This window comes from Streptomyces sp. NPDC101152 (assembly GCF_044768275.1).
Classification (GTDB): Bacteria; Actinomycetota; Actinomycetes; order Streptomycetales; family Streptomycetaceae; genus Streptomyces.
This window is the reverse complement of sequence record NZ_JBIWPO010000027.1, coordinates 16,884-40,494: the sequence shown is the minus strand read 5'-3', so window position 1 is coordinate 40,494 and position 23,611 is coordinate 16,884. Positions and strand designations below refer to the sequence as shown.

Sequence of the window (23,611 nt, the reverse complement as noted above, 5' to 3'; positions counted from 1 at the left end):
GTCAGTTGCCTTCCTTCAGGTCGCGGTAGGCGGCCACGAGAGCGGTGGTGGAGGGGTCGAGGCCGGGGACGTTCGCGCCCTCGGTGAGGGCGGGCTCGACGCGCTTGGCGAGCACCTTGCCGAGCTCGACGCCCCACTGGTCGAAGGAGTCGATGTTCCAGATCGCGCCCTGCACGAACACCTTGTGCTCGTAGAGGGCGATCAGCTGACCGAGGACCGACGGGGTCAGCTCGCGGGCCAGGATCGTGGTCGTGGGGTGGTTGCCCCGGAAGGTGCGGTGTGCGACCTGCTCCTCGGGCACACCCTCCGCGCGTACCTCGTCGGCGGTCTTGCCGAAGGCGAGCGCCTGGCCCTGCGCGAACAGGTTGGCCATCAACAGGTCATGCTGCGCCTTGAGTTCGTCGCTCAACTCGTCGACCGGGCGGGCGAAGCCGATCAGGTCCGCCGGGATCAGCTTGGTGCCCTGGTGGATCAACTGGTAGTAGGCGTGCTGCCCGTTGGTGCCGGGCGTGCCCCACACCACCGGTCCTGTCTGCCACTCCACGGGACGCCCGTCGCGCTGCACGGACTTGCCGTTGGACTCCATGTCCAGCTGCTGCAGGTACGCGGTGAACTTGGACAGGTAGTGCGAGTACGGCAGCACGGCGTGCGACTGGGCGTCGTGGAAGTTGCCGTACCAGACGCCCAACAGACCCAGGATCAGCGGGGCGTTGGCCTGAGCCGGGGCGCTCTTGAAGTGCTCGTCGACGATCCGGAAGCCGTCCAGCATCTCGCGGAAGCGGTCCGGGCCGATGGCGATCATCAGGGAGAGACCGATCGCCGAGTCGTAGGAGTAGCGGCCGCCGACCCAGTCCCAGAACTCGAACATGTTGTCCGGGTCGATGCCGAAGTCCGTCACCTTCTCCGCGTTCGTCGACAGCGCGACGAAGTGCTTCGCCACCGCCTTGTCGTCACGGAGCCCGCCCGGCCCGTCCAGCAGCCAGGAACGCGCCGAGGTGGCGTTGGTGATCGTCTCGATCGTGGTGAACGTCTTGGACGCGACGATGAACAGCGTCTCCGCCGGGTCCAGGTCGCGCACCGCCTCGTGCAGGTCGGCGCCGTCCACGTTGGAGACGAAACGGAAGGTCAACTCGCGTGCGGTGAACGCCCGCAGCGCCTCGTAGGCCATCGCGGGTCCCAGGTCGGAGCCGCCGATGCCGATGTTGACGACGTTCCTGATGCGCTTGCCGGTGTGCCCGGTCCACTCCCCGGAGCGGACGCGCCCCGCGAAGTCGCTCATCTTGTCCAGCACGGCGTGCACCTTGGGCACGACGTTCTCGCCGTCGACCTCGACCACCGCGTCCCGCGGAGCCCTGAGCGCGGTGTGCAGGACGGCCCGGTCCTCGGTGAGGTTGATCCGCTCACCGCGGAACATCGCGTCGCGCAGCCCGAACACGTCGGTGGCGGTGGCCAGTTCCTGCAGCAGGGCCAGCGTCTCGTCGGTGATCAGGTGCTTGGAGTAGTCGATGCGCAGGTCGCCCACGCGCACGACGTACCGCTCCGCGCGGCCGGGATCCTTGTCGAACAGCTCCCTCAGGTGCGGCTCGCCCTCGGCGCGGTGGTCCTGCAGGGCCGTCCACTCGGGACGCCGGGTGAGCTGGGGTGTGTCGGACATCAGACGGTCTCCTTCGCGGCTTCGCCGCGCAGGGCGACGGCGTACATCTCGTCTGCGTCGAGGCGGCGCAGCTCCTCGGCGATGAGTTCGGAGGTGGTGCGGACCTTCAGCGCGAGCGTGCGCGAGGGCTGGCCCGGCAGGGACAGCGTGGCGAGCGGGCCCTCGGGGCGGTCGATGACGATGTCGCCGTCGACGGTGCCGAGGCGCACGGCGGTGACGACCGGCCCCGCGGTCACCACGCGGTCGATGCGCACCTTCAGCCGCGCCTCCAGCCAGCGCGCCAGCAGCTCGGCGGCCGGGTTCTCCGCCTCCGCCTCCACCGCGCCGGAGATGATCTGCGCCCGCGCCTGGTCCAGCGCTGCGGCCAGCATCGAGCGCCACGGGGTCAGCCGGGTCCAGGCGAGGTCGGTGTCGCCGGGCGCGTAGGAGCGGACCCGGTTCTCCAGGGCCTCCAGCGGGTTCTCCACGGCGTACAGGTCGGTGATCCTGCGCTGCGCGAGCGCGCCCAGCGGATCCTTGGACGGCACCTGGGGCGCGTCCACCGGCCACCACACCACGACCGGCGCGTCCGGCAGCAGCAGCGGCAGCACGACCGAGTCGGCGTGGTCGGAGACCTCGCCGTAGGTGCGCAGCACGACCGTCTCGCCGGTGCCGGCGTCGGCGCCCACCCGGACCTCGGCGTCCAGCTTGGAGGCCATGCGGTCGCGCGGGGTGCGGGCGTGCCGCTTGATGACGACCAGGGTGCGCGAGGGATGCTCGTGCGAGGCCTCCTCGGCCGCCTTGATCGCGTCGTAGGCGTTCTCCTCGTCCGTGACGATCACCATCGTCAGGACCATGCCCACGGCAGGCGTACCGATGGCGCGGCGACCCTGCACCAGCGCCTTGTTGATCTTGCTTGCCGTGGTGTCGGTCAGGTCGATCTTCATGGCCTGCGCCAGCTCCGTCCGTCTCGTGCGAGCATCTCGTCGGCTTCCTCGGGTCCCCAGGTACCCGAGGCGTACTGCGCGGGCTTGCCGTTCTTCGCCCAGTACTCCTCGATCGGGTCGAGGATCTTCCAGGACTCTTCCACTTCCTGGTGCCGCGGGAAAAGGTTGGCGTCGCCGAGCAGTACGTCCAGGATGAGCCGCTCGTACGCCTCGGGGCTGGACTCCGTGAAGGACTCGCCGTAGGCGAAGTCCATCGACACGTCCCGGATCTCCATCGAGGTGCCCGGAACCTTGGAACCGAAGCGGACCGTCATGCCCTCGTCGGGCTGGACGCGGATGACGATCGCGTTCTCGCCGAGCTCCTCCGTCGCCGTCGAGTCGAAGGGCGAGTGCGGGGCGCGCTGGAAGACGACCGCGATCTCGGTGACCCGGCGGCCCAGGCGCTTGCCGGTGCGCAGGTAGAAGGGCACGCCCGCCCAGCGGCGGTTGTCGACGTTCAGCCTGACGGCCGCGAAGGTGTCGGTCGTGGAGGCCGGGTCGATACCGTCCTCCTCCAGGTAGCCGCGCACCTTCTCGCCGCCCTGCCAGGCCGCCGCGTACTGTCCGCGCACCGTGTGGGCGCCGAGGTTGTCCGGCAGCTTGACGGCCCTGAGCACCTTCAGCTTCTCGGTGAGCAGCGACTCCGCGTCGAAGGCGGCCGGCTCCTCCATGGCGGTCAGCGCCATCAGCTGCAGCAGGTGGTTCTGGATGACGTCACGGGCCGAGCCGATGCCGTCGTAGTAGCCGGCCCGGCCGCCGATGCCGATGTCCTCGGCCATCGTGATCTGAATGTGGTCGACGTAGGACCGGTTCCAGATCGGCTCGTACATCTGGTTGGCGAAGCGGAGCGCCAGGATGTTCTGGACGGTCTCCTTGCCGAGGTAGTGGTCGATGCGGAACACCTGGTCCGGGTCGAACACGTCGTGCACGACCGCGTTCAGCTCACGGGCGCTCGCCAGGTCGCGGCCGAACGGCTTCTCGATGACCGCGCGCCGCCAGGAACCCTCGGGCGCGTTGGCCAGGCCGTGCTTCTTCAGCTGCTGGACGACCTTCGGGAAGAACTTCGGCGGCACGGACAGGTAGAAGGCGAAGTTGCCCCCGGTGCCGCGGGAGGCGTCCAGCTCGTCGACGGCCGCCTTCAGCTGCTTGAACGCGGTGTCGTCGTCGAAGTCGCCGGGGATGAACCGCATGCCCTCGGCGAGCTGCTGCCAGACCTCCTCGCGGAACTCGGTGCGCGCGTGCTCGCGGACCGCGTCGTGCACGACCTGCGCGAAGTCCTGGTCCTCCCAGTCCCGGCGGGCGAACCCGACGAGCGAGAAGCCCGGCGGCAGCAGACCACGGTTGGCGAGGTCGTAGACGGCCGGCATCAGCTTCTTGCGGGAGAGGTCGCCGGTGACGCCGAAGATGACGAGACCGGACGGACCGGCGATGCGCGGGAGGCGCCGGTCGCGCGGGTCGCGCAGCGGGTTCTCCCAGGCCGTTGCGGCGGGAATCCCGGTCATTCGCCCGCCACCCCCTTGCTGTCCAGGGACTTGGCGACGGCGTCCAGCAGGTCCTGCCAGGCCGTCTCGAACTTGGCGACGCCCTCGTCCTCGAGCTGCTGGACGACCTCGTCGTAGGAGATCCCGAGCGCCTCGACGGCGGCCAGGTCGGCGCGGGCCTGCGCGTAGCCGCCGGTCACCGTGTCGCCGGTGATCTCGCCGTGGTCGGCGGTGGCGTTCAGGGTGGCCTCCGGCATCGTGTTGACGGTGCCCGGGGCGACCAGCTCGTCCACGTACAGGGTGTCCTTGTACGCGGGGTCCTTCACGCCGGTCGAGGCCCACAGGGGGCGCTGCTTGTTGGCGCCGCCGCCGGTGAGGGCGGTCCAGCGCGGAGAAGAGAAGACTTCTTCGTAAGCCTCGTACGCGAGGCGCGCGTTCGCCAGCGCGGCCTTCCCCTTGAGGACGGACGCCTCCGGGGAGCTGAGGCCCGTCAGCCGCTTGTCGATCTCGGAGTCGACGCGGGAGACGAAGAAGGAGGCGACGGAGTGGACGGCGGCGAGGTCGAGCCCCTTGGCCTGCGCCTTCTCCAGACCGGCGAGGTAGGCGTCCATGACCTCGCGGTAGCGCTCCAGCGAGAAGATCAGCGTGACGTTGACGCTGATGCCGAGGCCGATGACCTCGGTGATCGCCGGGAGGCCGGCCTTGGTCGCCGGGATCTTGATCATGACGTTGGGGCGGTCCACCAGCCAGGCGAGCTGCTTGGCCTCGGCGACCGTGGCCTTGGTGTCGTGGGCCAGGCGCGGGTCGACCTCGATCGAGACCCGACCGTCCCGGCCGCCGGTCGCCTCGTACACGGGCCGCAGGATGTCGGCGGCGGCGCGGACGTCGGCGGTCGTCATCATCCGCACGGCCTCCTCGACCGTGACGCCCCGCACGGCGAGGTCGGCGAGCTGCTCCTCGTAGCCCTCGCCGGAGCCGATGGCGGCCTGGAAGATGGAGGGGTTGGTGGTGACGCCCACCACGTGCTTGTCCGCGACGAGTTCGGCGAGGTTGCCGGACTCGATCCGCCGGCGGGACAGGTCGTCCAGCCAGATGGACACGCCTTCATCGCTGAGGCGCTTGAGTGCTCCCGCGGTGGCGGTTGCTTCGGTCACTGTGATCATCTTCTTTCGTGCGATCGGATCAACCGCGCGCGGCGGCCAGGCCCTTGACTGAATCAATTGCGGCCTTGGCGGCTGCGGCGACGTTCTCGGGCGTGAAGCCGAACTCGGCGAACAGGGTCTTGGCGTCGGCGGAGGCGCCGAAGTGCTCGAGGGAGACGATGCGTCCTGCGTCACCCGTGAAGCGGTACCACGTCAGGCCGATACCCGCCTCGACCGCAACGCGGGCCTTCACCGACGGCGGAAGGACGCTGTCGCGGTACTCGCGCGGCTGCTCCTCGAACCACTCCACGGACGGCATCGACACGACCCGCGCGCCGATCCCCTCGGCCTCCAACTGCTCGCGTGCCGCGACGGCGAGCTGCACCTCCGAGCCGGTGGCGATGAGGATGACGTCCGGGGTCTGCTTCGCGGACTCCTTGAGGACGTAACCGCCCTTCGCCGCGTCGGGGTTGGGCGCGTAGGTCGGTACACCCTGACGGGTGAGCGCCAGTCCGTGCGGGGCCGGGTCGGTGGCGTGCCGCTTGAGGATCTCGGCCCAGGCGATCGCGGTCTCGTTGGCGTCGGCCGGGCGGACCACGTTCAGGCCCGGAATGGCGCGCAGGGAGGCCAGGTGCTCGACCGGCTGGTGCGTGGGGCCGTCCTCGCCGAGGCCGATGGAGTCGTGCGTCCACACGTACGTCACCGGCAGCTGCATCAGGGCCGCCATCCGCACCGCGTTGCGCATGTAGTCGGAGAACACCAGGAAGGTGCCGCCGTAGATGCGGGTGTTGCCGTGCAGCGCGATCCCGTTCATCTCCGCGGCCATCGAGAACTCGCGGATGCCGAAGTGGACGGTGCGGCCGTACGGGTCGGCCTCCGGCAGCGGGTTGCCCTTCGGCAGGAAGGAGCTGGTCTTGTCGATGGTGGTGTTGTTGGAGCCGGCCAGGTCGGCGGAGCCGCCCCACAGCTCGGGGAGCACGGCGCCCAGCGACTGCAGCACCTTGCCGGAGGCGGCACGGGTGGCGACCGACTTGCCCTCCTCGAAGACCGGCAGCGTGTCCTCCCAGCCCTCGGGCAGCTGGCCGGCCACGACCCGGTCGAACAGCTCGGCGCGCTCCGGATTGGCGCCGCGCCACTTGTCGAGCTGCTTGTCCCAGGCCGCGTGCGCCTCGGCACCCCGGTCCAGGGCCTCGCGGGTGTGGGCGAGGACGTCGGCGTCGACCTGGAAGGACTGCTCGGGGTCGAAGCCGAGGACGCGCTTGGTGGCGGCGACCTCGTCGGCGCCGAGCGCGGAGCCGTGGGCGGCCTCGGTGTTCTGCGCGTTCGGGGCGGGCCAGGCGATGATCGTGCGCATCGCGATGATGGAGGGCCGCTCCGTCTCGGCCTGGGCGGCCTTCAGGGCCGCGTACAGGGCGGGTACGTCGATGTCGCCGCCCGGCGCCGGCTCGATCCGCTGGACGTGCCAGCCGTAGGCCTCGTAGCGTCCCAGGACGTCCTCGGAGAACGCGGTCGCGGTGTCGCCCTCGATGGAGATGTGGTTGTCGTCGTAGAGGAAGACCAGGTTGCCGAGCTTCTGGTGCCCGGCGAGCGAGGAGGCCTCGGCGGAGACGCCCTCCTCCAGGTCCCCGTCGGAGACGATCGCCCAGATGGTGTGGTCGAACGGTGAGGTGCCCTCGGGCGCTTCCGGGTCGAACAGACCGCGCTCGTAACGGGCGGCCATCGCCATGCCCACGGCGTTGGCCACGCCCTGCCCGAGGGGGCCGGTGGTGGTCTCCACGCCGGCCGTGTGCCCGTACTCCGGGTGGCCGGGCGTCTTGGAGCCGTGCGTCCGGAAGGCCTTGAGGTCGTCCAGCTCGAGCTCGTACCCCGACAGGAACAGCTGCGTGTAGAGGGTCAGCGAGGTGTGGCCGGGGGAGAGGACGAAGCGGTCCCGGCCGGTCCACTCAGGGTCGGCGGGATCGTGGCGCATCACCTTCTGAAAGATCGTGTACGCGGCCGGGGCGAGGCTCATCGCGGTGCCCGGATGGCCGTTGCCGACCTTCTGCACGGCGTCGGCGGCCAGCACCCGTGCGGTGTCCACGGCGCGCCGGTCGAGTTCGGTCCATTCGAAGCTGTCCGGTGTCTGCGTGCTCATCTTCAAGAAGTCCTCGATCGCAGCGGTGGTTCTGGCCTGACGCGTTCAAACTTAAAAGTCTGACTTTTACGGTGCCAGGTCCTCGTGTGCCAGCCTGTGGTGAAAGTGGGACACCGGAAGCGGCAGCTGGGCGGCGTGAGAAGGACATGGCGGACAGAACCATCCAAGGCGGAGACGGTGAAGCGGGCATGGACGGGATCAGAACGTTCCCCTTCCCGGTCGAGCTGAGTGTGTGCGGGGTCGGTATGCAGGTGGGCCCGATGGGCGCAGGCCGCACCTGGCACGCGGACGCCCCCCTGCACCGCGTCCACCGCATCGACTTCCACGTCGTGATGCTCTTCGACGACGGCCCCGTCCGCCACATGATCGACTTCGCCGAGTACGAGGCGACGGCGGGCGACCTGCTGTGGATCCGCCCCGGTCAGGTCCACCGGTTCTCGAAGACGAGCGAGTACCGCGGAACCGTGCTGACCATGCAACCCGGCTTCCTGCCCCGCGCCACCGTGGAGGCGACCGGCCTCTACCGCTACGACCTCCCGCCCCTGCTCAGCCCCGACGGCCCGCAGCTGACGGCCCTCCGCTCGGCCCTGACCCAGTTGCGGAACGAGTACGAGGACGCCACGACACTCCCGCTGAGCCTTCACACGGCGGTCCTGCGCCACTGTCTGACGGCGTTCCTGCTCCGTCTCGCCCATCTGGCGGCGAGTTCGGCGGAGGCGACCCGCCGTCAGTCGGACACGACCTTCACCCTCTTCCGGGACGCCGTGGAGCAGGGCTTCGCGACCAACCACAGCGTCAGCGCCTACGCCGACGCCCTGGGCTACTCCCGCCGCACCCTGGTGCGCGCCGTGCGGGCCGCCACCGGGGAGACCCCCAAGGGCTTCATCGACAAACGGGTCGTCCTGGAGGCCAAGCGCCTGCTCGCCCACACGGACCTGCCGATCGCCCGCGTCGGCGCGGCCGTCGGCTTCCCGGACGCCGCGAACTTCTCCAAGTTCTTCCAGCAGCACACCGACATGACACCGGCGGCGTTCCGGGCGGAACTGCGCTGAAAAGGGGCCCCACGCGCACGCGTGGGGCCCCTGGTCCGGTGAACCGTGCCGTCAGTGCCCGAAGTCGAACCAGTTCACGTTCACGAAGTCGGCCGGCTGGCCGCTGGTGAAGGTGAGATACACGTCGTGCGTGCCGGTCACCGAGTTGATGTTGGCCGGGACCGTCCGCCAGGACTGCCAGCCGCCCGTGTTGGCGATGGCGAAGCTGCCGATCGGGGTGCTGGTGCGGCTGTCCAGCCGGACCTCGACCAGGCCGCTGACGCCCGACGCGGCGCCGCTGGCCACCCGCGCGTAGAACTGGGTGGCCGCCGTGGAGCCGAAGTCGACGCCCTTGTAGAGGGCCCAGTCGCCGTTTGCGAGGGAGCCGAGGTCCTGGCCGCCGCCGGTGTCGGTGGTGTTCTCCGTGCTGGTGCCGGACTGGCTGTCGTACGACTCGGCCTGGATGGCGCTGTAGGCGTCACGGTTGCCGGACGGCGGAGGGGTGGTACCGCTCCCACCGGACGACAGCACCTGGACGTAGTCCACGAGCATCGGGTGGCCGGACTCGGTGGCGCTGGTCGGTCCGCCGCCGAACGCGGCCGGGAAGGCGCCGCCCATCGCCACGTTCAGGATGACGAAGAAGCCGTGGTTGGTGGCGTTGGCCCAGGTCGTGGCGTCGACCTGGTTCGCCGTCACCGTCTGGTAGTTGACGCCGTCGACAGAGAAGCGGATCGCCTCGGGGCTGACGGAGCGGTCCCACTCCATGGTGTAGGTGTGGAAGCCGGACTGGCAGGTGGTGTTCGGGCACGCCGTCGAATTGCCCAGCCCCGTCGTCTCGTTGCAGGGGCCGCCCGAGCCGGTGCCGCAGTGCATGGTCGCCCAGGTCTTGTTGATGCCGTTGACGTTCTCCATGATGTCCAGCTCGCCGACGCTCGGCCAGTTCTGGTAGTTGCCCCGGTAGGGCGCGCCGAGCATCCAGAACGCCGGCCAGTAGCCCGCGGCCGCGTTCCCGGTGACGTTCGGCATCTGGATGCGGGCCTCGACGCGCAGCTTGCCGCCCGCGGGGGGCTGGAAGTCGGTGCGGGTGGTCTCGATACGGCCCGAGGTCCAGTTGCCGGCCGCGTCGCGGACCGGAGTGATCTTCAGGTTGCCGTTGCCGTCGAGGGCGACGTTGTTGGTGCTGTTGGTCATCGTCTCGACCTCGCCGGTGCCCCAGTTCGCGGGGCCGCCCGGATACGAGATCCCGGTGTCGTACTGCCAGTCGGCGGTGTTCACGCCGGTGCCCGCAGGCCCGTTGAAGTCGTCGGCGAAGACCTGGGTCCAGCCCGACGGGGGCGTGGGGGCGGAGGCGTCGGCGGACTGGGTGGCGGCCGTGGCGAGCGCCGCCGCGAGTCCGAGTGTGCTGAGGACGGCGACGAGCGCGCGTCGCCGTCTGGGTATGCCGGAGCTTGCACTCATGGGGGGCCTCTCGGGTACGGGGTGATGGCTGCGGGTGCCGTTTGAGAGCGCTCTCAAAGTGGGCCCAATGTGCTCCCGCTCACTCGGGTCGTCAAGACTTAAAACAAGGAAAGTCCTTCCGGGGCGGGTGAGTTCACCCCATGAATGCCTTATGTGCGCACGCGCCGGCGCCTCAGGGCTCCCTCGTCGGCTGCCAGCCCAGTGCTCGGGAGATCCCGCGTGCGGCGAGCCGCACCGCCGGTATCAGCGCGGGGACCTCGACGTCGGCCTGCGGCACCACCACCGACACGGCGGCGACGACCGCCCCGCCCGGTCCGCGCACCGGCGCGGCCACCGACAGGGCGTCGTCGGTGACCTGACGGCTGCTCACCGCTACGCCCGTGCGCCGTACTTCGGCCAGCACCCGGCGCAGGCGGGCCGGGTCGGTGATGGTGTGCGGCGTGAAGGGCGCGAGCGGGCCCGCGCAGTACTCGTCCTGGGACTCGGCGTCGGCGTGCGCCAGCAGCGCGAGCCCGACGCCGGTGGCGTGCAGCGGCCAGCGGGCGCCGACGCGGATGTGCACACCGACGGCCGACCGCCCGGACAGCCACTCGATGTAGACGACCTCGCTTCCGTCCCGCACGGCCATCTGCACGTTCTCGTGGGTCGCCTCGTACAGGTCCTCCAGGTACGGCAGGGCGATCTGGCGCAGCGCCAGCCCGCGCGGGGCGAGTGCCGCGACCTCCCAGAGCCTGAGCCCGACGTGGTAGACGCCGGACGCGTCCCGCTCCAGGGCGCCCCAGTCGGTGAGCGCGCCGACCAGGCGGTGCGCGGTGGTCAGGGTCAGCCCGGCCCGCCGGCTGATGTCCGTCAGGGACAGCGCCGGGTGCTCGTGGTCGAACGCGGCGAGCACGGCGAGCAGCCGGTCGGGCGCGGAGCGGACGCTCATGGCGGGGCCCCTCCCGCTCGTCCGCCGGCGGTCGAGAGCATGCGTCACCCCAGTCCGTCCTCCGCGATGCGCAGGAGCAGCCGGTGCAGCGTCTCCCGGTCGGCGGGGTCCAGTGGTTCCAGGAGGTCGTTGGTCACGCGCAGGCCCGCCTCGTCCGTGCCGCGCAGGAAGGCGCGGCCGTCCCCGGTCAGGGCCACGATGCGGCTGCGCCGGTCGTCGGGGGAGGGGCGGCGCTCGGCGAAGCCCAGCTTCTCCAGGTCGTCCACCAGGCCGACGATCGCGCTCGGGTCGTAGCCGAGCCGGACGCTCAGCTCGCGCTGCAGGGCGCCCTCGGAGGTGGCGAGGAAACGCAGGACCGCGTAGTGACGCAGGCGCAGGCCCGACTCCTGCAGGAACGTGTTGAACAACTGACCCGAGCGCAGGCCCAGCCGGTAGAGCAGATAGCCGGTGTCCGCGTGCAGGCCGCGCATCCAGGGCTCGTCCGCGTCGATCGAGGGTGCGTTCTCGGCGTGCTGGCGGCTGATGGCGGGCTCCCCTGGTCTCAGGCCCCGCAGGGGGCGTTCCGTGGTGCGGATCCCAGCATGTCGCACCGGGAGGTTTCGAACAACTATTGACGTCGACAATTATTGCTCTTAGCTTCGATCTCGAAGCCGCAGCCCATGTTGAAGGGACTCCACCCGTGCCCAGCATCGATCTCACCGGCAAGGTCGCCGTCGTCACCGGCAGCGGCCGGGGCCTCGGCCTGGCCTACGCGCACGCCCTGGCCGCCCACGGCGCCTCCGTCGTCGTCAACGACGTGGACGAGGCCGTGGCCGAGGCGGCCGCGAAGTCCATCCAGGAGGCGGGCGGGACCGCCGTCGCCGAGGTCGTCCCGGTGGGGACGAGCGAGGCCGCGGACCGGCTCGTCAACCGTGCCGTCGAGGAGTTCGGCCGGCTGGACATCCTGGTCACCAACGCCGGCATCCTGCGCGACAAGGTGCTGTGGAAGATGACCGACGAGGACTTCGACGCGGTGATCACCACCCACCTCAAGGGCACCTTCACCTGCGCCCGCGCCGCCGCCGTGCGCATGCGCGAGCAGGGCGAGGGCGGCACCCTGATCCTGGTCGGCTCCCCGGCCGGCCAGCGCGGCAACTTCGGCCAGACGAACTACGCGGCGGCCAAGGCCGGCATCGCCGCCATGGCCCGCACCTGGTCGATGGAGCTGGGCCGGGCGAACATCACCGTCAACGCGATCGTGCCGGTCGCCGCGACCGCGATGACCGAGACCATCCCCGCCTTCGCGCCGTACGTCGAGGCCCTGAAGAACGGCGAGCCGTTCCCGGACTTCCTGCGCAAGGGCGAGGGCTTCGGCACCCCCGAGGACTGCGCGGCCCTCGTGCCGTTCCTCGCCTCCGAGGCGGCCCGCGGGATCACCGGCCAGGCCATCGGCATCGGCGGCGACAAGGTGGCACTCTGGTCCCACCCGCAGGAGATCAGGACGGCGTACGCCGACGGCGGCTGGACCCCCGAGACCCTGGCCGACGTCTTCCCGACGTCCGTGGGTGCCGAGCTCGAGTCGGTCGGCATCCCGGCGCCCAAGTTCCCGGAGGCGTGATGTCCCCCTCGATGAACGTCGACGATCTGGTCGCGATCGACGTCCACACCCACGCGGAGGTCTCCTCCAAGGGGCACTCCTCGCTGGACGACGACCTGCACGACGCCTCCTCCGCCTACTTCAAGGTGGAGGGCAAGCGGAAGCCGACCTTGGAGGAGACGGCCGCGTACTACCGGGAGCGGAGGATGGCCGCCGTGATCTTCACGGTGGACGCCGAGTCCGCGACCGGCACCGCGCCCGTCCCGAACGAGGAGGTCGCCGAGGCCGCCGCCGCCAACTCCGACGTGCTGATCCCCTTCGCCTCCATCGACCCCTTCCGCGGCAAGGCGGGTGTCAAGCAGGCCCGCCGCCTGGTCGAGGAGTACGGGGTCAAGGGCTTCAAGTTCCACCCGAGCATCCAGGGCTTCTTCCCCAACGACCGCTCGGTGGCGTACGACCTGTACGAGGTGATCGAGGAGACGGGCACCATCGCCCTCTTCCACACCGGCCAGACGGGCATCGGCGCCGGCGTCCCCGGCGGGGGCGGGATCAGGCTCAAGTACTCCAACCCCCTCCACGTGGACGACGTGGCCGCCGACTTCCCGCACCTGAAGATCATCCTGGCGCACCCGTCCTTCCCCTGGCAGGACGAGGCCCTCGCCGTCGCCACGCACAAGCCGGGCGTGCACATCGACCTGTCCGGCTGGTCGCCGAAGTACTTCCCGCCGCAGCTCGTGCAGTACGCGAACACGCTGCTCAAGGACAAGGTCCTCTTCGGCTCCGACTTCCCCGTCCTGACCCCCGACCGCTGGCTCGACGACTTCGAGAAGCTGTCGATCAAGGACGAGGTCAAGCCGAGGATCCTCAAGGAGAACGCCGCCCGTCTGCTCGGGCTCACCAAGCCGTAAGGGGCCGTAGATGCGCAACGAGGGACTGGGGTCGTGGCCCGCACGCCGGGCCCGCAAGACCCCGCACCGCACCGCCCTGATCCACGGCGGCACCTCGCTGACGTACGCGCAGCTGTACGACCGCACCACCCGCCTCGCGCACGCCCTGCGCGCCCGCGGCATCCGGCGCGGCGACCGCATCGCCTACCTCGGCCCGAACCACCCCTCCTACCTGGAGACGCTGTTCGCGGCGGGCACGCTCGGCGCGGTCTTCGTGCCGCTCAACACCCGCCTCGCGGGCCCGGAGATCGCCTTCCAGCTCGCCGACTCGGGAGCCAAGGCACTCGTCTACGGCCCCTCGCACGCGGGGCTGGTCGCCGGGCTGCCGGGGGACACGGACGTACGGGCGTACGTCGAGGTGGGCGCTGAGTACGAGCGGGCGGTGACGGCCGCTCCGGGCGAACCGATCGACGAGCCGGTCACCCCCGACGACACCTGCATCATCATGTACACCTCGGGGACGACCGGCCGCCCCAAGGGCGCCATGCTCACCCACGGCAACCTGACCTGGAACGCGGTCAACGTCCTCGTCGACCACGACCTGATCGCCGACGAACGCGCCCTGGTCTCCGCGCCCTTGTTCCACACGGCCGGCCTGAACATGCTGACCCTGCCGGTGCTGCTGAAGGGCGGCACCTGCGTCCTGGTGGAGGCCTTCGACCCGAACGCCACCTTCGACCTGATCGAGGAACACCGGATCACCTTCATGTTCGGGGTGCCGACGATGTTCGAGCAGGTCGCCCGGCACCCACGCTGGCCGGACGCGGACCTGTCCTCCCTGCGCATCCTCACCTGCGGCGGCTCCCCGGTCTCGACACCGCTGATCGCCGCGTACCAGGAGCGGGGCCTGACCTTCCTCCAGGGCTACGGCATGACCGAGGCGTCCCCCGGCACGCTGTTCCTGGACGCGGAGCACGCGGTCGGCAAGGCGGGCTCGGCGGGCGTGCCGCACTTCTTCAGCGACGTGCGGGTCGTCCGGCCGGACCTCACGCCCGTCGACGTCGGCGAGACCGGCGAGATCATCGTCCGCGGGCCGCACGTCATGCCCGGCTACTGGGGGCTGCCCGAGGAGACGGCCGCCTCCTTCGCGGACGGCTGGTTCCGCAGCGGGGACGCCGCCCGCGTCGACGAGGACGGGTACGTCCACATCGTCGACCGCATCAAGGACATGATCATCTCCGGGGGCGAGAACATCTACCCCGCCGAGATCGAGGACCAGCTCCTCGCCCACCCCGACATCGTCGAGTGCGCGGTCATCGGCGTGCCGGACGAGAAGTGGGGCGAGGTGCCGCGTGCGGTCGTCGTGCCGCGCGAGGGCGCCTCGCTCGATCCCGACGAGGTGCTGGCCTCGCTGGCCGGGCGCCTCGCCAAGTACAAGATCCCGAAGTCGGTGGTGCTGGCGGACGAACTGCCGCGCACCGCCTCCGGGAAACTCCTCAAGTCCCGTGTCCGCAACCGGTACGGCAACAGTTAGGGAACTCCATGAGCATCACCGTCAACGGCATCGACGAACTGAAGAAGCTCGCCGGCAGCGACCTCGGCACCAGTGAGTGGATCGAGGTCACCCAGGAGCGGATCAACACCTTCGCCGACGCCACCGGCGACCACCAGTGGATCCACGTGGACCCCGAGCGCGCCGCCGAGGGCCCCTTCGGTGCCCCGATCGCCCACGGCTACCTCACCCTCTCCCTCTTCATCCCCCTGTTCACCGAACTCCTCGACGTCCAGGGCGTCACCACCAAGGTCAACTACGGCCTGAACAAGGTGCGTTTCCCCTCGCCGGTGAAGGTCGGCTCGCGCATCCGCCTGGTCGGGAAGCTGGCCGAGGTCGAGGAGGTGCCGGGCGGGGTGCAGATCACCGTCGACGGCACCATCGAGATCGAGGGCGGCGCCAAGCCGGCCGCCGTCCTGCAGAGCCTGTCCCGCTTCTACGCCTGATCGGGGCGGACCGGCACCAGGTCGAGAAGGCGTTCGGCGGCGTCCCGGGCGGGCGGTGTGAGCTGGTCGTACACCGCCCGGAACGTCTTCTCCGCCTGCTCGGCCGGCCAGTCGTCGGGCAGGTGCTTGACCGGGAGGCGGGGGTCGCGGCGGATGATCCGCAGCCACTCCGCCTGGAGCACCAGCCGCCGCGCGAGGGCGTCCTCGGGGGCCGCCGTAGCGGTCTCCCAGGGCTGCCAGCGCCGAATGAACTCCTGGTAGCCGGCTGCCAGTTCGGCCAGTTCCCAGGTCTCCTCGATCATCGCGCCGATGTCCATGCCGGCGTCGGCGTGCGCGCGGAAGACCTTCACATGGGCGGACAGGCCCAGCTCGGCGACCAGCTCCGAGACGTCGACCTCGCCCGGCGCGATCCACAGGCCGCTGAACAGCGGGCCGAAGCCGCTCCAGGTGAGCTTGGAGCGCAGGTCGTGCCGCTGACGCTGCCAGGACTCCGGCAGCGAGAAACCGAGCAGGGTCCAGGTGCCGTCCCAGTCCCGGTTCACGGCCCCGGTCTGCCAGATGCGCCGCTCACCGTCGCGCAGGACCGCCGTGGAGTGCTCGGTCAGCCCGAAGTACATACGGCGGCCCTGGCGCTGCCGCCGCAGCAGGTCCCGCTTGACCATCCGGGTCAGCGTCGACCGCGTCGCCTGCTCGCCCACGCCCGCCCGCTCGAACACGTCGATCACGCTGCCCGAGTACACACAGACGTCCCGTCCCAGCACCTGGTCGCCCAGGAAGGTGAGCAGCAGGGACTGGGGCCGCAAGGACGATTCCTCACCGTTCATGCGGCCCACGGTACGACGTCATCGATCAGTGCCGCTCAGGCACCCGCCACGTCCACGAAGACCGGGTTCGAGTAGAACCAGGTGTCCGCCCACGGGTCACCGTCGCCGGGCTCGTGCGGGATCGGCCCGTGCGGGTCGATGGACGCGCCCAGGTAGCCCGCGCCGTGCCGGTTGCCGTCGCTGCCGCGCAGCCGGACGTAGAAGGACTCGTCCCCGGCGGTCAGCGGGATCCGCAGGGTGTACGTCCCCTTGCGGCCCGAGACGTCCCTCGTCTCGACGACCTTCGTGTCCGGCGCCTGCCAGGTGTCCGGGTCGCTCACCGGGCCGCGCACCGCACCCCGGATCACGTCGACGTGCGCCAACCGGGGCAGGATCCCCTGCGGGTTGGCCCGGGAGGCGGTCGCCACGGTCACGTACAGGGTGAGCCGCTCGCCCTTGCGGACGCGCAGCCGACCGCCCAGCGTGGCGCCCCGGCCCGCGTCGCAGTCCCGCTTCAGCCGGACGTCCAGCCCGTCGAGCAGATGCCCGTGGTCGAGCCAGACCCGGCCCGCGCGCAGGCCCGCCATCACGGCACGGTAGCCGTAGCGGGTCACGCCGACGTGGGTGCGGCTGAACTCGCCGGGCCAGAAGTCGCTGCCGGGCTGCGGGGTGTCGGTGTTCACCGGGTCGGGCAGCTTGCCGGTGTTGTCGAAGTTCTGCCCGGCCGGCCACTCGCCGTTCTTCCAGGTGTCGAAGACCGTGCGGTGGTTGTCGGAGTTGGTGGTGATGGTGAACAGGCGGCCCTCGGCCAGCATCGAGTCCCACAGACCGCCGACCGTCGCCGTCGCCCAGTCGAAACCGCCGTACGTGAGGTACGCGTCCGCCGGGTAGCCCGCCCAGGACTGCGCCGACGGCTTGTTCTCGTACTCGCCGCGGATGGAGGTGGCACTCCGCCAGCCGGGGAGCGCGGCACCCTGGGCCCCGGGCGCGCCCTCCATGCCGATCACGATCTCGGGGGCCGCGTCCCGCCAGTTGCGCATCTCGTGCGGGGAGTCGATGCCCAGGCGCAGGGGGTGGTTGGCGAGCACCAGGACGTCGTCGACGTAACCCGAACGGCGCTGCTCCGCCAGCCACTTGATGCCCTTGACGGCGTGCGCCTCGTTGCGGGCGGTGTCCGCGCCCGTGGCGGAGCCGTCGGTGTAGCCGAGCAGCTTGCCGTCGTAGGCGAGCTCGAACCGGGTGAGCAGGTCCGTCTCGTGCGGTCCGGGCGCCGCGAACACCGTGCAGTGCTCGGCGGCCGGGATGTACCACTCCAGGCCCTGGAAGATGAGCTGACGCGGGTTCTGCGCACGGGCCTTGAGGATCTCGGCGTGCTCCAGCTTCGCGCCGTAGTCGGCGTGCCCGAAGTTGGAGTGCTCGTTGAACACCATCCAGTCCAGGCCGTACGTGGCGGCGGCCTGCGCCTGCTGGCTGAACGTGTACTTGGCGTCGTGGCTGTAGACGGAGTGCACGTGGTGGTCGCCGACGAGGTACGCCAGGCGCGGGTCCTCGCCGCCGAAACCGTGGTGCGGGGAGGCGAACGCCGGCGCCGCGGCCGACCCGAGGGCGAAAGCGGCGCCGAACAGACCTGCGCGGCACAGGAGTTGGCGCCTGGACACGCCCTGGGCGTCGAGGTCGGCGGGGGAGACGGCGGGATCGGCCCAGGAGGGCAGCTGCTGCTCGGTCATGGTCTCTCGCAGTCCTCTTCGCGGGCGTCAGTGGGTCATGAAGGAGGTGACGGGCAGCGCCCGCGCGACGATCCGGACGTCGCCGAGGCGGCCGTGCAGGATCTGGTCGATCTTGCCGGCGTACTCGTAGCCGCCGAGCAGCCAGGGCAGTCCGACGGAGGTGATGCCGATCGCGGCGGCCCTGGGGTTGCGGACCACCGGGCAGCCCTCGACGTACAGCGTGGTGTGCCGGCCGTCGTTGACGACCGCGAGGTGCCACCAGGTCTCCAGCGGCGTCTCCTGGCCCCAGTTGGTGGCGATGCCCTCCTGGTTGAGCGGCCGCATGGCCCACTGGGGCTCGCGGTCGTTGGAGAGGGAGAGGGTGGCCAGCGGCTCGTCGGGGTCGTCGCCGGTCTTGCCGGCCGCGCCGCCCGTACCGGTCCGGCTGACGATGCCCGACCAGGCGTTGTGGTCCGGGTCCCAGTCGGCGGGCAGGCGGTAGAACGCCTCGATGGTGTAACCGTCCTTGAACGTGGCCGAGTTGAGCGGGGCGCCGTCGACCGTCCTCAGGTACGAGCCCTTCAGAGGCGACTTGTAGCCCTGGAACTCCAGGCTGCCGTGGCCGGGCTGGTCGGGGTGGTGGTCGGCGGACCAGCCGAGCGAGCCGCCGCCCACCGTGACCAGGCCGAGGTCGTTGCCGCGCCCGGACAGGTCCCGGACGGTGCCGGAGACGGGCCCGTCGAAGCGCCAGTAGGCGACCGTGCCCGGTATCAGCAGCTTCGACGCGGGCCGTGCCGGCCGGGCCGGGACCGGGTCGAAGCCGGAGAAGCGGTCCGCGAAGTCGATGTCGACGGAGAACCGGTCGGCGTCGCCGCTGAGTTCGATCTCCTGCCGCTCCAGCTCGTTGAGCCCCTTTGCGGCCCGGCCGAGGATCCACGGCGAGACCGTCTCCACGTCGATGACGTTCCGGTCCAGGTCGAAGCGGTAGAGGCGGATCATCGCCGCGCCGCCGAAGTAGCGGTTCTGGTAGTTCGTCAGGTGCAGGTGCACCTCGTGGCCGGCCGCGTTCTTGCGGATCGCGCGCCCGGCGGGCCAGTAGTGGCCGTTCAGGGTGAGGAAGATCTGGTCGTGGTCGGCGATCAGCTGGTCCCAGAGCTGCTGGCCGTAGTCCGACAACTGGTCGTCCTGGACGACGAGTTCGTGCGTGGTCAGGACGACCGGCGTCTTCGGGTGCCTGGCCAGGACGTCCTTCGCCCAGGCGTACCCCTTCGCCGACAGCCGCCAGTCCAGCGCGAGCACCAGCCACTCCCGCCCGGCCGCCCGGAACAGGTGGTAGGTGTTGTAGCCGCCGTCGGACGCCCCGCCGAACGTCCTGTGGCCCTTGAACCGCTGCGGGCCGAATGCGTCCAGGTACGGCGTGGAGCCGCGCTGGTCGTCCGTGGAGGACCGCACGTCGTGGTTGCCGGCCAGGACGCTGTAACCGACGCCCTTGCGGTCCAGCAGCCCGAACGCCTCGCTGATCGCGGCGAACTCGGGCTGGGCGCCGTTCTGGGTGAGGTCGCCGAGGTGGGACAGGAAGACGATGTTCTCGCCGGACTCGTCGCCCTGCTCCATCAGATAGCGCAGGGAGGCCTCGACCGGCGCCTTGTCGATGCTGGGCCCGTCGAAGAGGTACTGCGTGTCGGGCATCACCGCGAGCGTGAACCGGCGGCTCTCGGTGTCCGGCCGCCACCTGCCCCGCGCGGAGGTCTCGGCGGCCTCGGCCACGGCGGGCAGTCCGACGGCGGCCGTGGCGGCGGCGCCGAGCAGGGCGGTGGCCCGCAGGAAGCTGCGTCTTCCGGCTCCGGCCTGCGCGGCCTCACCCTGGTTGTGGTCATGCGAAGTACACACGTGTGCTCCGTAAGAGGTGGCAGAAGTCCGTAAGGGGGGCGGAGGAACGGGGAGTTCTACAGAACGCGCAGGGTCCAGCTCCAGCGGTGGACGCCTGCGGGGACGCGGTACTCGGGGAAGGTGTCGGGGCCGCACGAGGCCGTGCCAAGACCCCGGTGCGCCGCGTCGATGTGCACCACGCAGCCGGGGCGCGGGACCAGCTCGTCGTGGTGACGGGCCGCCGTCAGATCCGCGGCGCGGTAGCGGGTGACGGTGACCTGGCGCGGCTCGTCCAGTACGACGGCGAGGCCGGTCGCGTCCGGCGCCGACAGCGTGAAGCGCCGTACACCGTGCCGGCCGCCGCTCTCCTGCGGACGCAGGTAAGGGGTGAACAGGTCGTCCACGCGGACGGAGTGGTGGCCGACCGGCGCCCCGAAGCTCCGGTCGGGATAGGACTCCCAGGGCCCCTGCCCGAACCACTCCAGCAGCTCCAGGCCCGGTCTCGTCTCGAAGACCGACCCGACCCGGGCCACGTCGTCGAACTCCGCCGGAAGCTTGGCCTCCTCGTCGACCCGGACCCCGCCCTCGACCGGGGTGAACACCTGCCGGTGCCGCACCACCCCGACGGTGCCGGCGTACTCGGCGTCCACGGTCACCCGGCCGCCGCCGTCCTGCCGTACCGACAGGACCTTGCGGACCAGGGCGTCGAGCCCCCAGGTCCGCCAGCGCTGCGCCATGCCGCCCAGCTCGTCGTTGTCGGTGGGCGCCCGCCACAGCGAGAGGACCGGGGCGCTGCCGAGCAGGGGGTGGACCAGCAGGCCCTCGCCGTCGAGAGGGACGTCACGCTCCACGACGGTGTCCTCGGCCGCCTCGGGCCCGTGCAGCCGGATCTGCGGCACGCACAGCTCGGTGCCGGCCGGCGCCCACGGCTGGTCCTCGGCCACGCTCACCCGCAGCGTCAGCCAGGCCTCACCTCTGTCGCGCGGCACCTCGAAGGGCAGCGGCACGGCCGCCGTCTCGCCGGGCCGCAGCTCCGGCAGGTCGGCGGGCGCGGTCAGCGTGCGGCCGTCGGCCAGGGACAGCTCCCAGGTGCCGGTCAGCCAGTCCAGGCCGCGGAAGTGCTGGTGGTTGCCGAGGATGACGCCCTCGTGCCGGCGGCACTCGATGCGCACCGGCGCCGCGATCTCCCGGTGTTCGTACAGGGAGGGCTTCGGGGCGCGGTCCGGGAAGACCACGCCGTCGGCGATGAACGCGCCGTCGTGGATGGTCTCGCCGAAGTCGCCGCCGTACGCCCAGCGGTGGCCGGGCGCGGCGACACCGTTGTCATACAGCCCGGCGCCCCCACGCCCGGCAGGTCTGCCGTCGTTCACACACTGGAGGATGCCGTGGTCCCAGAACTCCCAGATGAACCCGCCCTGAAGTCCTGGCGTGGACTCGATGGCCGCCCAATGGTCCGCGAGCGTGCCGTTGCTGTTGCCCATCGCGTGGGAGTACTCGCACTGGATCAGCGGCCTGGTCTGCCGGCCCGACAGGGCGTGGGCGACGCAGTCCTCCAGCGGGGCGTACATGGGGCAGGCGATGTCGGAGCAGTCGTCGGTGGCCGCCCAGTCGAGCTTCGCGGCGCCCTCGTACTGGATCGGGCGGGTCGGGTCGTGCCGCCGGAGCCAGCCGGCCGCCGCGTCGTGGTTGGCGCCGTAGTCGGACTCGTTGCCCAGGGACCAGATGATGATCGACGGGTGGTTCTTGTCGCGCAGGACCATGCGCGAGACCCGGTCCACGAAGGCGTTCAGATAGCGCGGGTCGTCGGCGATCTCGTGGGCGTGGTCGTGGGACTCGATGTCCGCCTCGTCCACGACGTAGAAGCCGAGTTCGTCGGCGAGGTCGTAGAGCGCGGGGTCGTTCGGATAGTGGGAGGTGCGGATCGCGTTGAAGCCGAAGCGCTTCAGCAGGACGAGGTCCGCGCGCATGTCGTCGTACGAGAGGGTCCTGCCGGTCAGCGGGTGGAAGTCGTGCCGGTTCACGCCCCGGATGTACACGCGCTCGCCGTTGACGAGGAGGTCCCGGCCGGTGATCTCGACGTCACGGAAGCCGACGCGGTGGCGGGAGGTGTCGGCGACCGTGCCGTCCGGGCGGTGCAGGCGGACGGTCAGGTCGTACAGCTCGGGCGTCTCGGCGTTCCAGGTGCGGACGTCGGGGACGACGGTCTGGATGCGGGCCTCGCCGAGGAAGTCGGAGACCCGGTCGTCCTCGACGTTGACGCGGTCGAACTCGCGGTCCTGCGTGAGGAGCTGACCGTCGAGTTCGCCACTGACGTACCAGCCGTCGGACAGCGCGCCGCGCGCGTCGCGCACCCGGCAGTCGACGCGCAGTTCGCCGTCGCGGGCGGCCCGCACGGTCACGTCGGTCAGGTGCAGCGGGTCGGTCGCGTACAGCAGCACCGACCGGGTCACGCCCCCGTGCCACCACTGGTCCTGGTCCTCGATGTGCGAGGCGTCCGACCACTTGACCACGGTCAGCCGTACGACCGACCGTCCGCCGGGCCGCACCACCCCGCTCAGGTCGAACTCGGCGGCGAGGTGGGAGTCCTTGGAGACGCCGACGGGCCGCCCGTCCACATGCACGAGGAGCACGCTCTCGGCGGCGCCCACCTGGAGCACGATCCGGTGTCCGGCCCACTCGGCGGGCACGTCCACCTCCCGCTCGTACACGCCCGTCGGGTTGGCCTCGGGGGAGCCGGGCGGGAAGTCGGGGAACGGCATCCGGACGTTGGTGTACTGCGGCAGGTCGTCGGTGCCCTGCAGGGTCCAGGCGCCGGGGACCTGGGCCGCGGACCAGGGACCGCCGACCGGCGCGTCCGGAGCGGGCAGCAACTGGAAACGCCAGTCGCCGTCCAGGGAGAGGGCTCCGGGGCGCCGGTCGACGGCGTTCATCGGCAGACGCCCCCAGGAGGTCAGTTCGGGGGCCTCCCAGGGGCGCAGGGCGGTGAGGGGATCGGCGGGGCGGGGGCCGCGGTGTGCGTCGGTCATGACCGTTCCGAAGTCGGGGGTGAAGTGAGTGAGAGGGGACCGGCGAGAGGCCGGCCCTGCAGACCCCAGGCGGGGTCGACGGGGACGCCGAGCCGGTCCAGGACGGTGGGGGCGATGTCGATCAGGCGGGGTGAGTCGAGCCGGGTGCCGCCGGGCATGCCGGGTTCGGCGAGGACGACGAACACCTCGCGCTCGGCCCGCGTGACTCCGCCGTGGCCACCGGCGTCGAGGTGCCCGTGGTCCGTGGTGACCAGCACGGTCCAGCGCTCCTGCGAACGGGCGGGGTCCAGGTGCCGGGCCTCGATGGCCGCGAGCAGCCAGCCGAGATGGGTGTCCTGGGTGAGCAGCGCCTGGTCGTAGGCGGGACTGAAGGGGCCGGTGGCGTGGGCTGCCTCGTCGGTGGCGCCGAAGTAGACGAACAGGGCGTCCGGCTCGTCCTGGGTGAGCCAGCGCACGGCGGTACGGGCCACGAGGCGGTCCGCGGTGCCGTAGCCGTCGCTCTCGCCGTCGAAGCGCACCCGCCGGCCGATGGCCGGGCCGAGAGTGCCGCGGCGGACGAGTTCCGGCCAGGACACCGCGGCCGCGGTGCGCAGACCGGCCCGCCTGGTGGCGGCGAGCGTGAGGAAGTCGGGGTGCCGGGCGTAGTCGGCACCGGCGAAGTCGTTGCCGCTCACCCCGTGCCGGTCCGGCCACACCCCGGTCAGCACGCTCGACCAGCCGGGCCCGGAGTCGGTGTAGGCCATGCTGGACCAGGGCCCGCCCTCGGCCTGGCCGTCCGCCTCGCCGTAGGGCAGCAGGCTGGTGCCGTGGGCGCCCGCCGCCATCAGGCCGTGCAGCACCGGTGCCGCGGCGGGGGAGCGGATCAGCCGGTCGTAGCGCAGCCCGTCCATGCCGACGACGAGCACCTTGCCGCGCCCCGGCCGACCTCCGTACGTCACGGCCCGCCCCTCTCT

The 23,611-nt window shown here is 71.0% G+C and carries 18 protein-coding genes; 5 read left to right on the top strand and 13 right to left on the bottom strand.

All coding sequences use genetic code 11. From position 1 onward, the window contains the following. Position 1 precedes the first annotated feature (1 nt). The 5 genes from pgi to tkt are packed head-to-tail and all read right to left on the bottom strand — an operon-like array spanning position 2 to position 7,376. Positions 2–1,654, bottom strand: coding sequence for a glucose-6-phosphate isomerase (gene pgi / locus ACIRVK_RS29050; protein WP_404252150.1), 1,653 nt, complete (start codon positions 1,652–1,654; stop codon positions 2–4). Then, on the bottom strand, positions 1,654–2,580 hold the full coding sequence (gene opcA / locus ACIRVK_RS29045) for a glucose-6-phosphate dehydrogenase assembly protein OpcA (protein ID WP_404252148.1): 927 nt from the start codon (positions 2,578–2,580) through the stop codon (positions 1,654–1,656). Before opcA ends, pgi begins: the two co-directional genes overlap by 1 nt. Continuing rightward, positions 2,577–4,121, bottom strand: coding sequence for a glucose-6-phosphate dehydrogenase (gene zwf / locus ACIRVK_RS29040; RefSeq protein WP_404252146.1), 1,545 nt, complete (start codon positions 4,119–4,121; stop codon positions 2,577–2,579). The genes opcA and zwf overlap by 4 nt, the downstream gene beginning before the upstream one ends. Further along, positions 4,118–5,263 (bottom strand): transaldolase, encoded by a 1,146-nt coding sequence (gene tal / locus ACIRVK_RS29035; protein WP_404252144.1) that lies wholly within the window; start codon positions 5,261–5,263, stop codon positions 4,118–4,120. Before tal ends, zwf begins: the two co-directional genes overlap by 4 nt. Before the next feature lie 19 nt (positions 5,264–5,282). Next, entirely contained in the window at positions 5,283–7,376 is a 2,094-nt protein-coding gene (gene tkt / locus ACIRVK_RS29030; RefSeq protein WP_404252142.1) for a transketolase, read from the bottom strand. Positions 7,377–7,522: 146 nt separating this feature from the next. On the opposite strand from tkt, the gene ACIRVK_RS29025 reads away from it, so the two are divergent. Then, complete coding sequence (locus tag ACIRVK_RS29025; protein WP_404252140.1) at positions 7,523–8,428, top strand: helix-turn-helix domain-containing protein; 906 nt, start codon at positions 7,523–7,525, stop codon at positions 8,426–8,428. A gap of 51 nt (positions 8,429–8,479) precedes the next feature. Here ACIRVK_RS29025 and ACIRVK_RS29020 read toward each other — a convergent pair whose 3' ends face one another. The 3 genes from ACIRVK_RS29020 to ACIRVK_RS29010 form a co-directional block, all read right to left on the bottom strand. Continuing rightward, positions 8,480–9,865 (bottom strand): glycoside hydrolase family 16 protein, encoded by a 1,386-nt coding sequence (locus tag ACIRVK_RS29020; RefSeq protein ID WP_404252138.1) that lies wholly within the window; start codon positions 9,863–9,865, stop codon positions 8,480–8,482. A 172-nt stretch (positions 9,866–10,037) separates the two neighbouring features. After that, complete coding sequence (locus ACIRVK_RS29015; protein ID WP_404252136.1) at positions 10,038–10,793, bottom strand: IclR family transcriptional regulator; 756 nt, start codon at positions 10,791–10,793, stop codon at positions 10,038–10,040. 44 nt (positions 10,794–10,837) lie between these two features. After that, positions 10,838–11,263, bottom strand: coding sequence for a MarR family winged helix-turn-helix transcriptional regulator (locus ACIRVK_RS29010; RefSeq protein WP_404252282.1), 426 nt, complete (start codon positions 11,261–11,263; stop codon positions 10,838–10,840). 209 nt (positions 11,264–11,472) lie between these two features. Between ACIRVK_RS29010 and ACIRVK_RS29005 the strand changes: the two genes are divergently transcribed. Genes ACIRVK_RS29005 through ACIRVK_RS28990 form a run of 4 tightly spaced genes read left to right on the top strand, consistent with a single transcriptional unit; the run spans position 11,473 to position 15,254 of the window. Then, a complete protein-coding gene (locus ACIRVK_RS29005) occupies positions 11,473–12,390 on the top strand; it encodes an SDR family oxidoreductase (protein WP_404252134.1) in 918 nt (305 codons plus the stop codon). 11 nt (positions 12,391–12,401) lie between these two features. Next, on the top strand, positions 12,402–13,277 hold the full coding sequence (locus ACIRVK_RS29000; protein WP_404252280.1) for an amidohydrolase family protein: 876 nt from the start codon (positions 12,402–12,404) through the stop codon (positions 13,275–13,277). 10 nt (positions 13,278–13,287) lie between these two features. Next, the gene (menE, locus tag ACIRVK_RS28995) at positions 13,288–14,790 is read left to right on the top strand and encodes an o-succinylbenzoate--CoA ligase (protein ID WP_404252132.1); all 1,503 of its coding nucleotides are present in this window, start codon (positions 13,288–13,290) and stop codon (positions 14,788–14,790) included. 8 nt (positions 14,791–14,798) lie between these two features. After that, positions 14,799–15,254 (top strand): MaoC family dehydratase, encoded by a 456-nt coding sequence (locus tag ACIRVK_RS28990; RefSeq protein WP_404252130.1) that lies wholly within the window; start codon positions 14,799–14,801, stop codon positions 15,252–15,254. On the opposite strand, the gene ACIRVK_RS28985 is transcribed toward ACIRVK_RS28990, so the two are convergent. From ACIRVK_RS28985 to ACIRVK_RS28965, 5 genes are read right to left on the bottom strand one after another with little or no spacing between them, the layout of a single operon-like run. Next, positions 15,245–16,078, bottom strand: coding sequence for a PaaX family transcriptional regulator C-terminal domain-containing protein (locus tag ACIRVK_RS28985; protein ID WP_404252128.1), 834 nt, complete (start codon positions 16,076–16,078; stop codon positions 15,245–15,247). The genes ACIRVK_RS28990 and ACIRVK_RS28985 overlap by 10 nt on opposite strands. Positions 16,079–16,113: 35 nt before the next feature. Then, positions 16,114–17,784, bottom strand: coding sequence for a histidinol-phosphatase (locus tag ACIRVK_RS28980; protein ID WP_404252126.1), 1,671 nt, complete (start codon positions 17,782–17,784; stop codon positions 16,114–16,116). Between the two features lie 27 nt (positions 17,785–17,811). Further along, the gene (locus ACIRVK_RS28975; RefSeq protein WP_404252124.1) at positions 17,812–19,653 is read right to left on the bottom strand and encodes a LamG-like jellyroll fold domain-containing protein; all 1,842 of its coding nucleotides are present in this window, start codon (positions 19,651–19,653) and stop codon (positions 17,812–17,814) included. 56 nt (positions 19,654–19,709) lie between these two features. After that, the gene (locus ACIRVK_RS28970; RefSeq protein ID WP_404252122.1) at positions 19,710–22,658 is read right to left on the bottom strand and encodes a glycoside hydrolase family 2 TIM barrel-domain containing protein; all 2,949 of its coding nucleotides are present in this window, start codon (positions 22,656–22,658) and stop codon (positions 19,710–19,712) included. Beyond that, positions 22,655–23,596, bottom strand: coding sequence for an alkaline phosphatase family protein (locus ACIRVK_RS28965; RefSeq protein ID WP_404252120.1), 942 nt, complete (start codon positions 23,594–23,596; stop codon positions 22,655–22,657). The genes ACIRVK_RS28970 and ACIRVK_RS28965 overlap by 4 nt, the downstream gene beginning before the upstream one ends. Between the last annotated feature and the right edge of the window lie 15 nt (positions 23,597–23,611).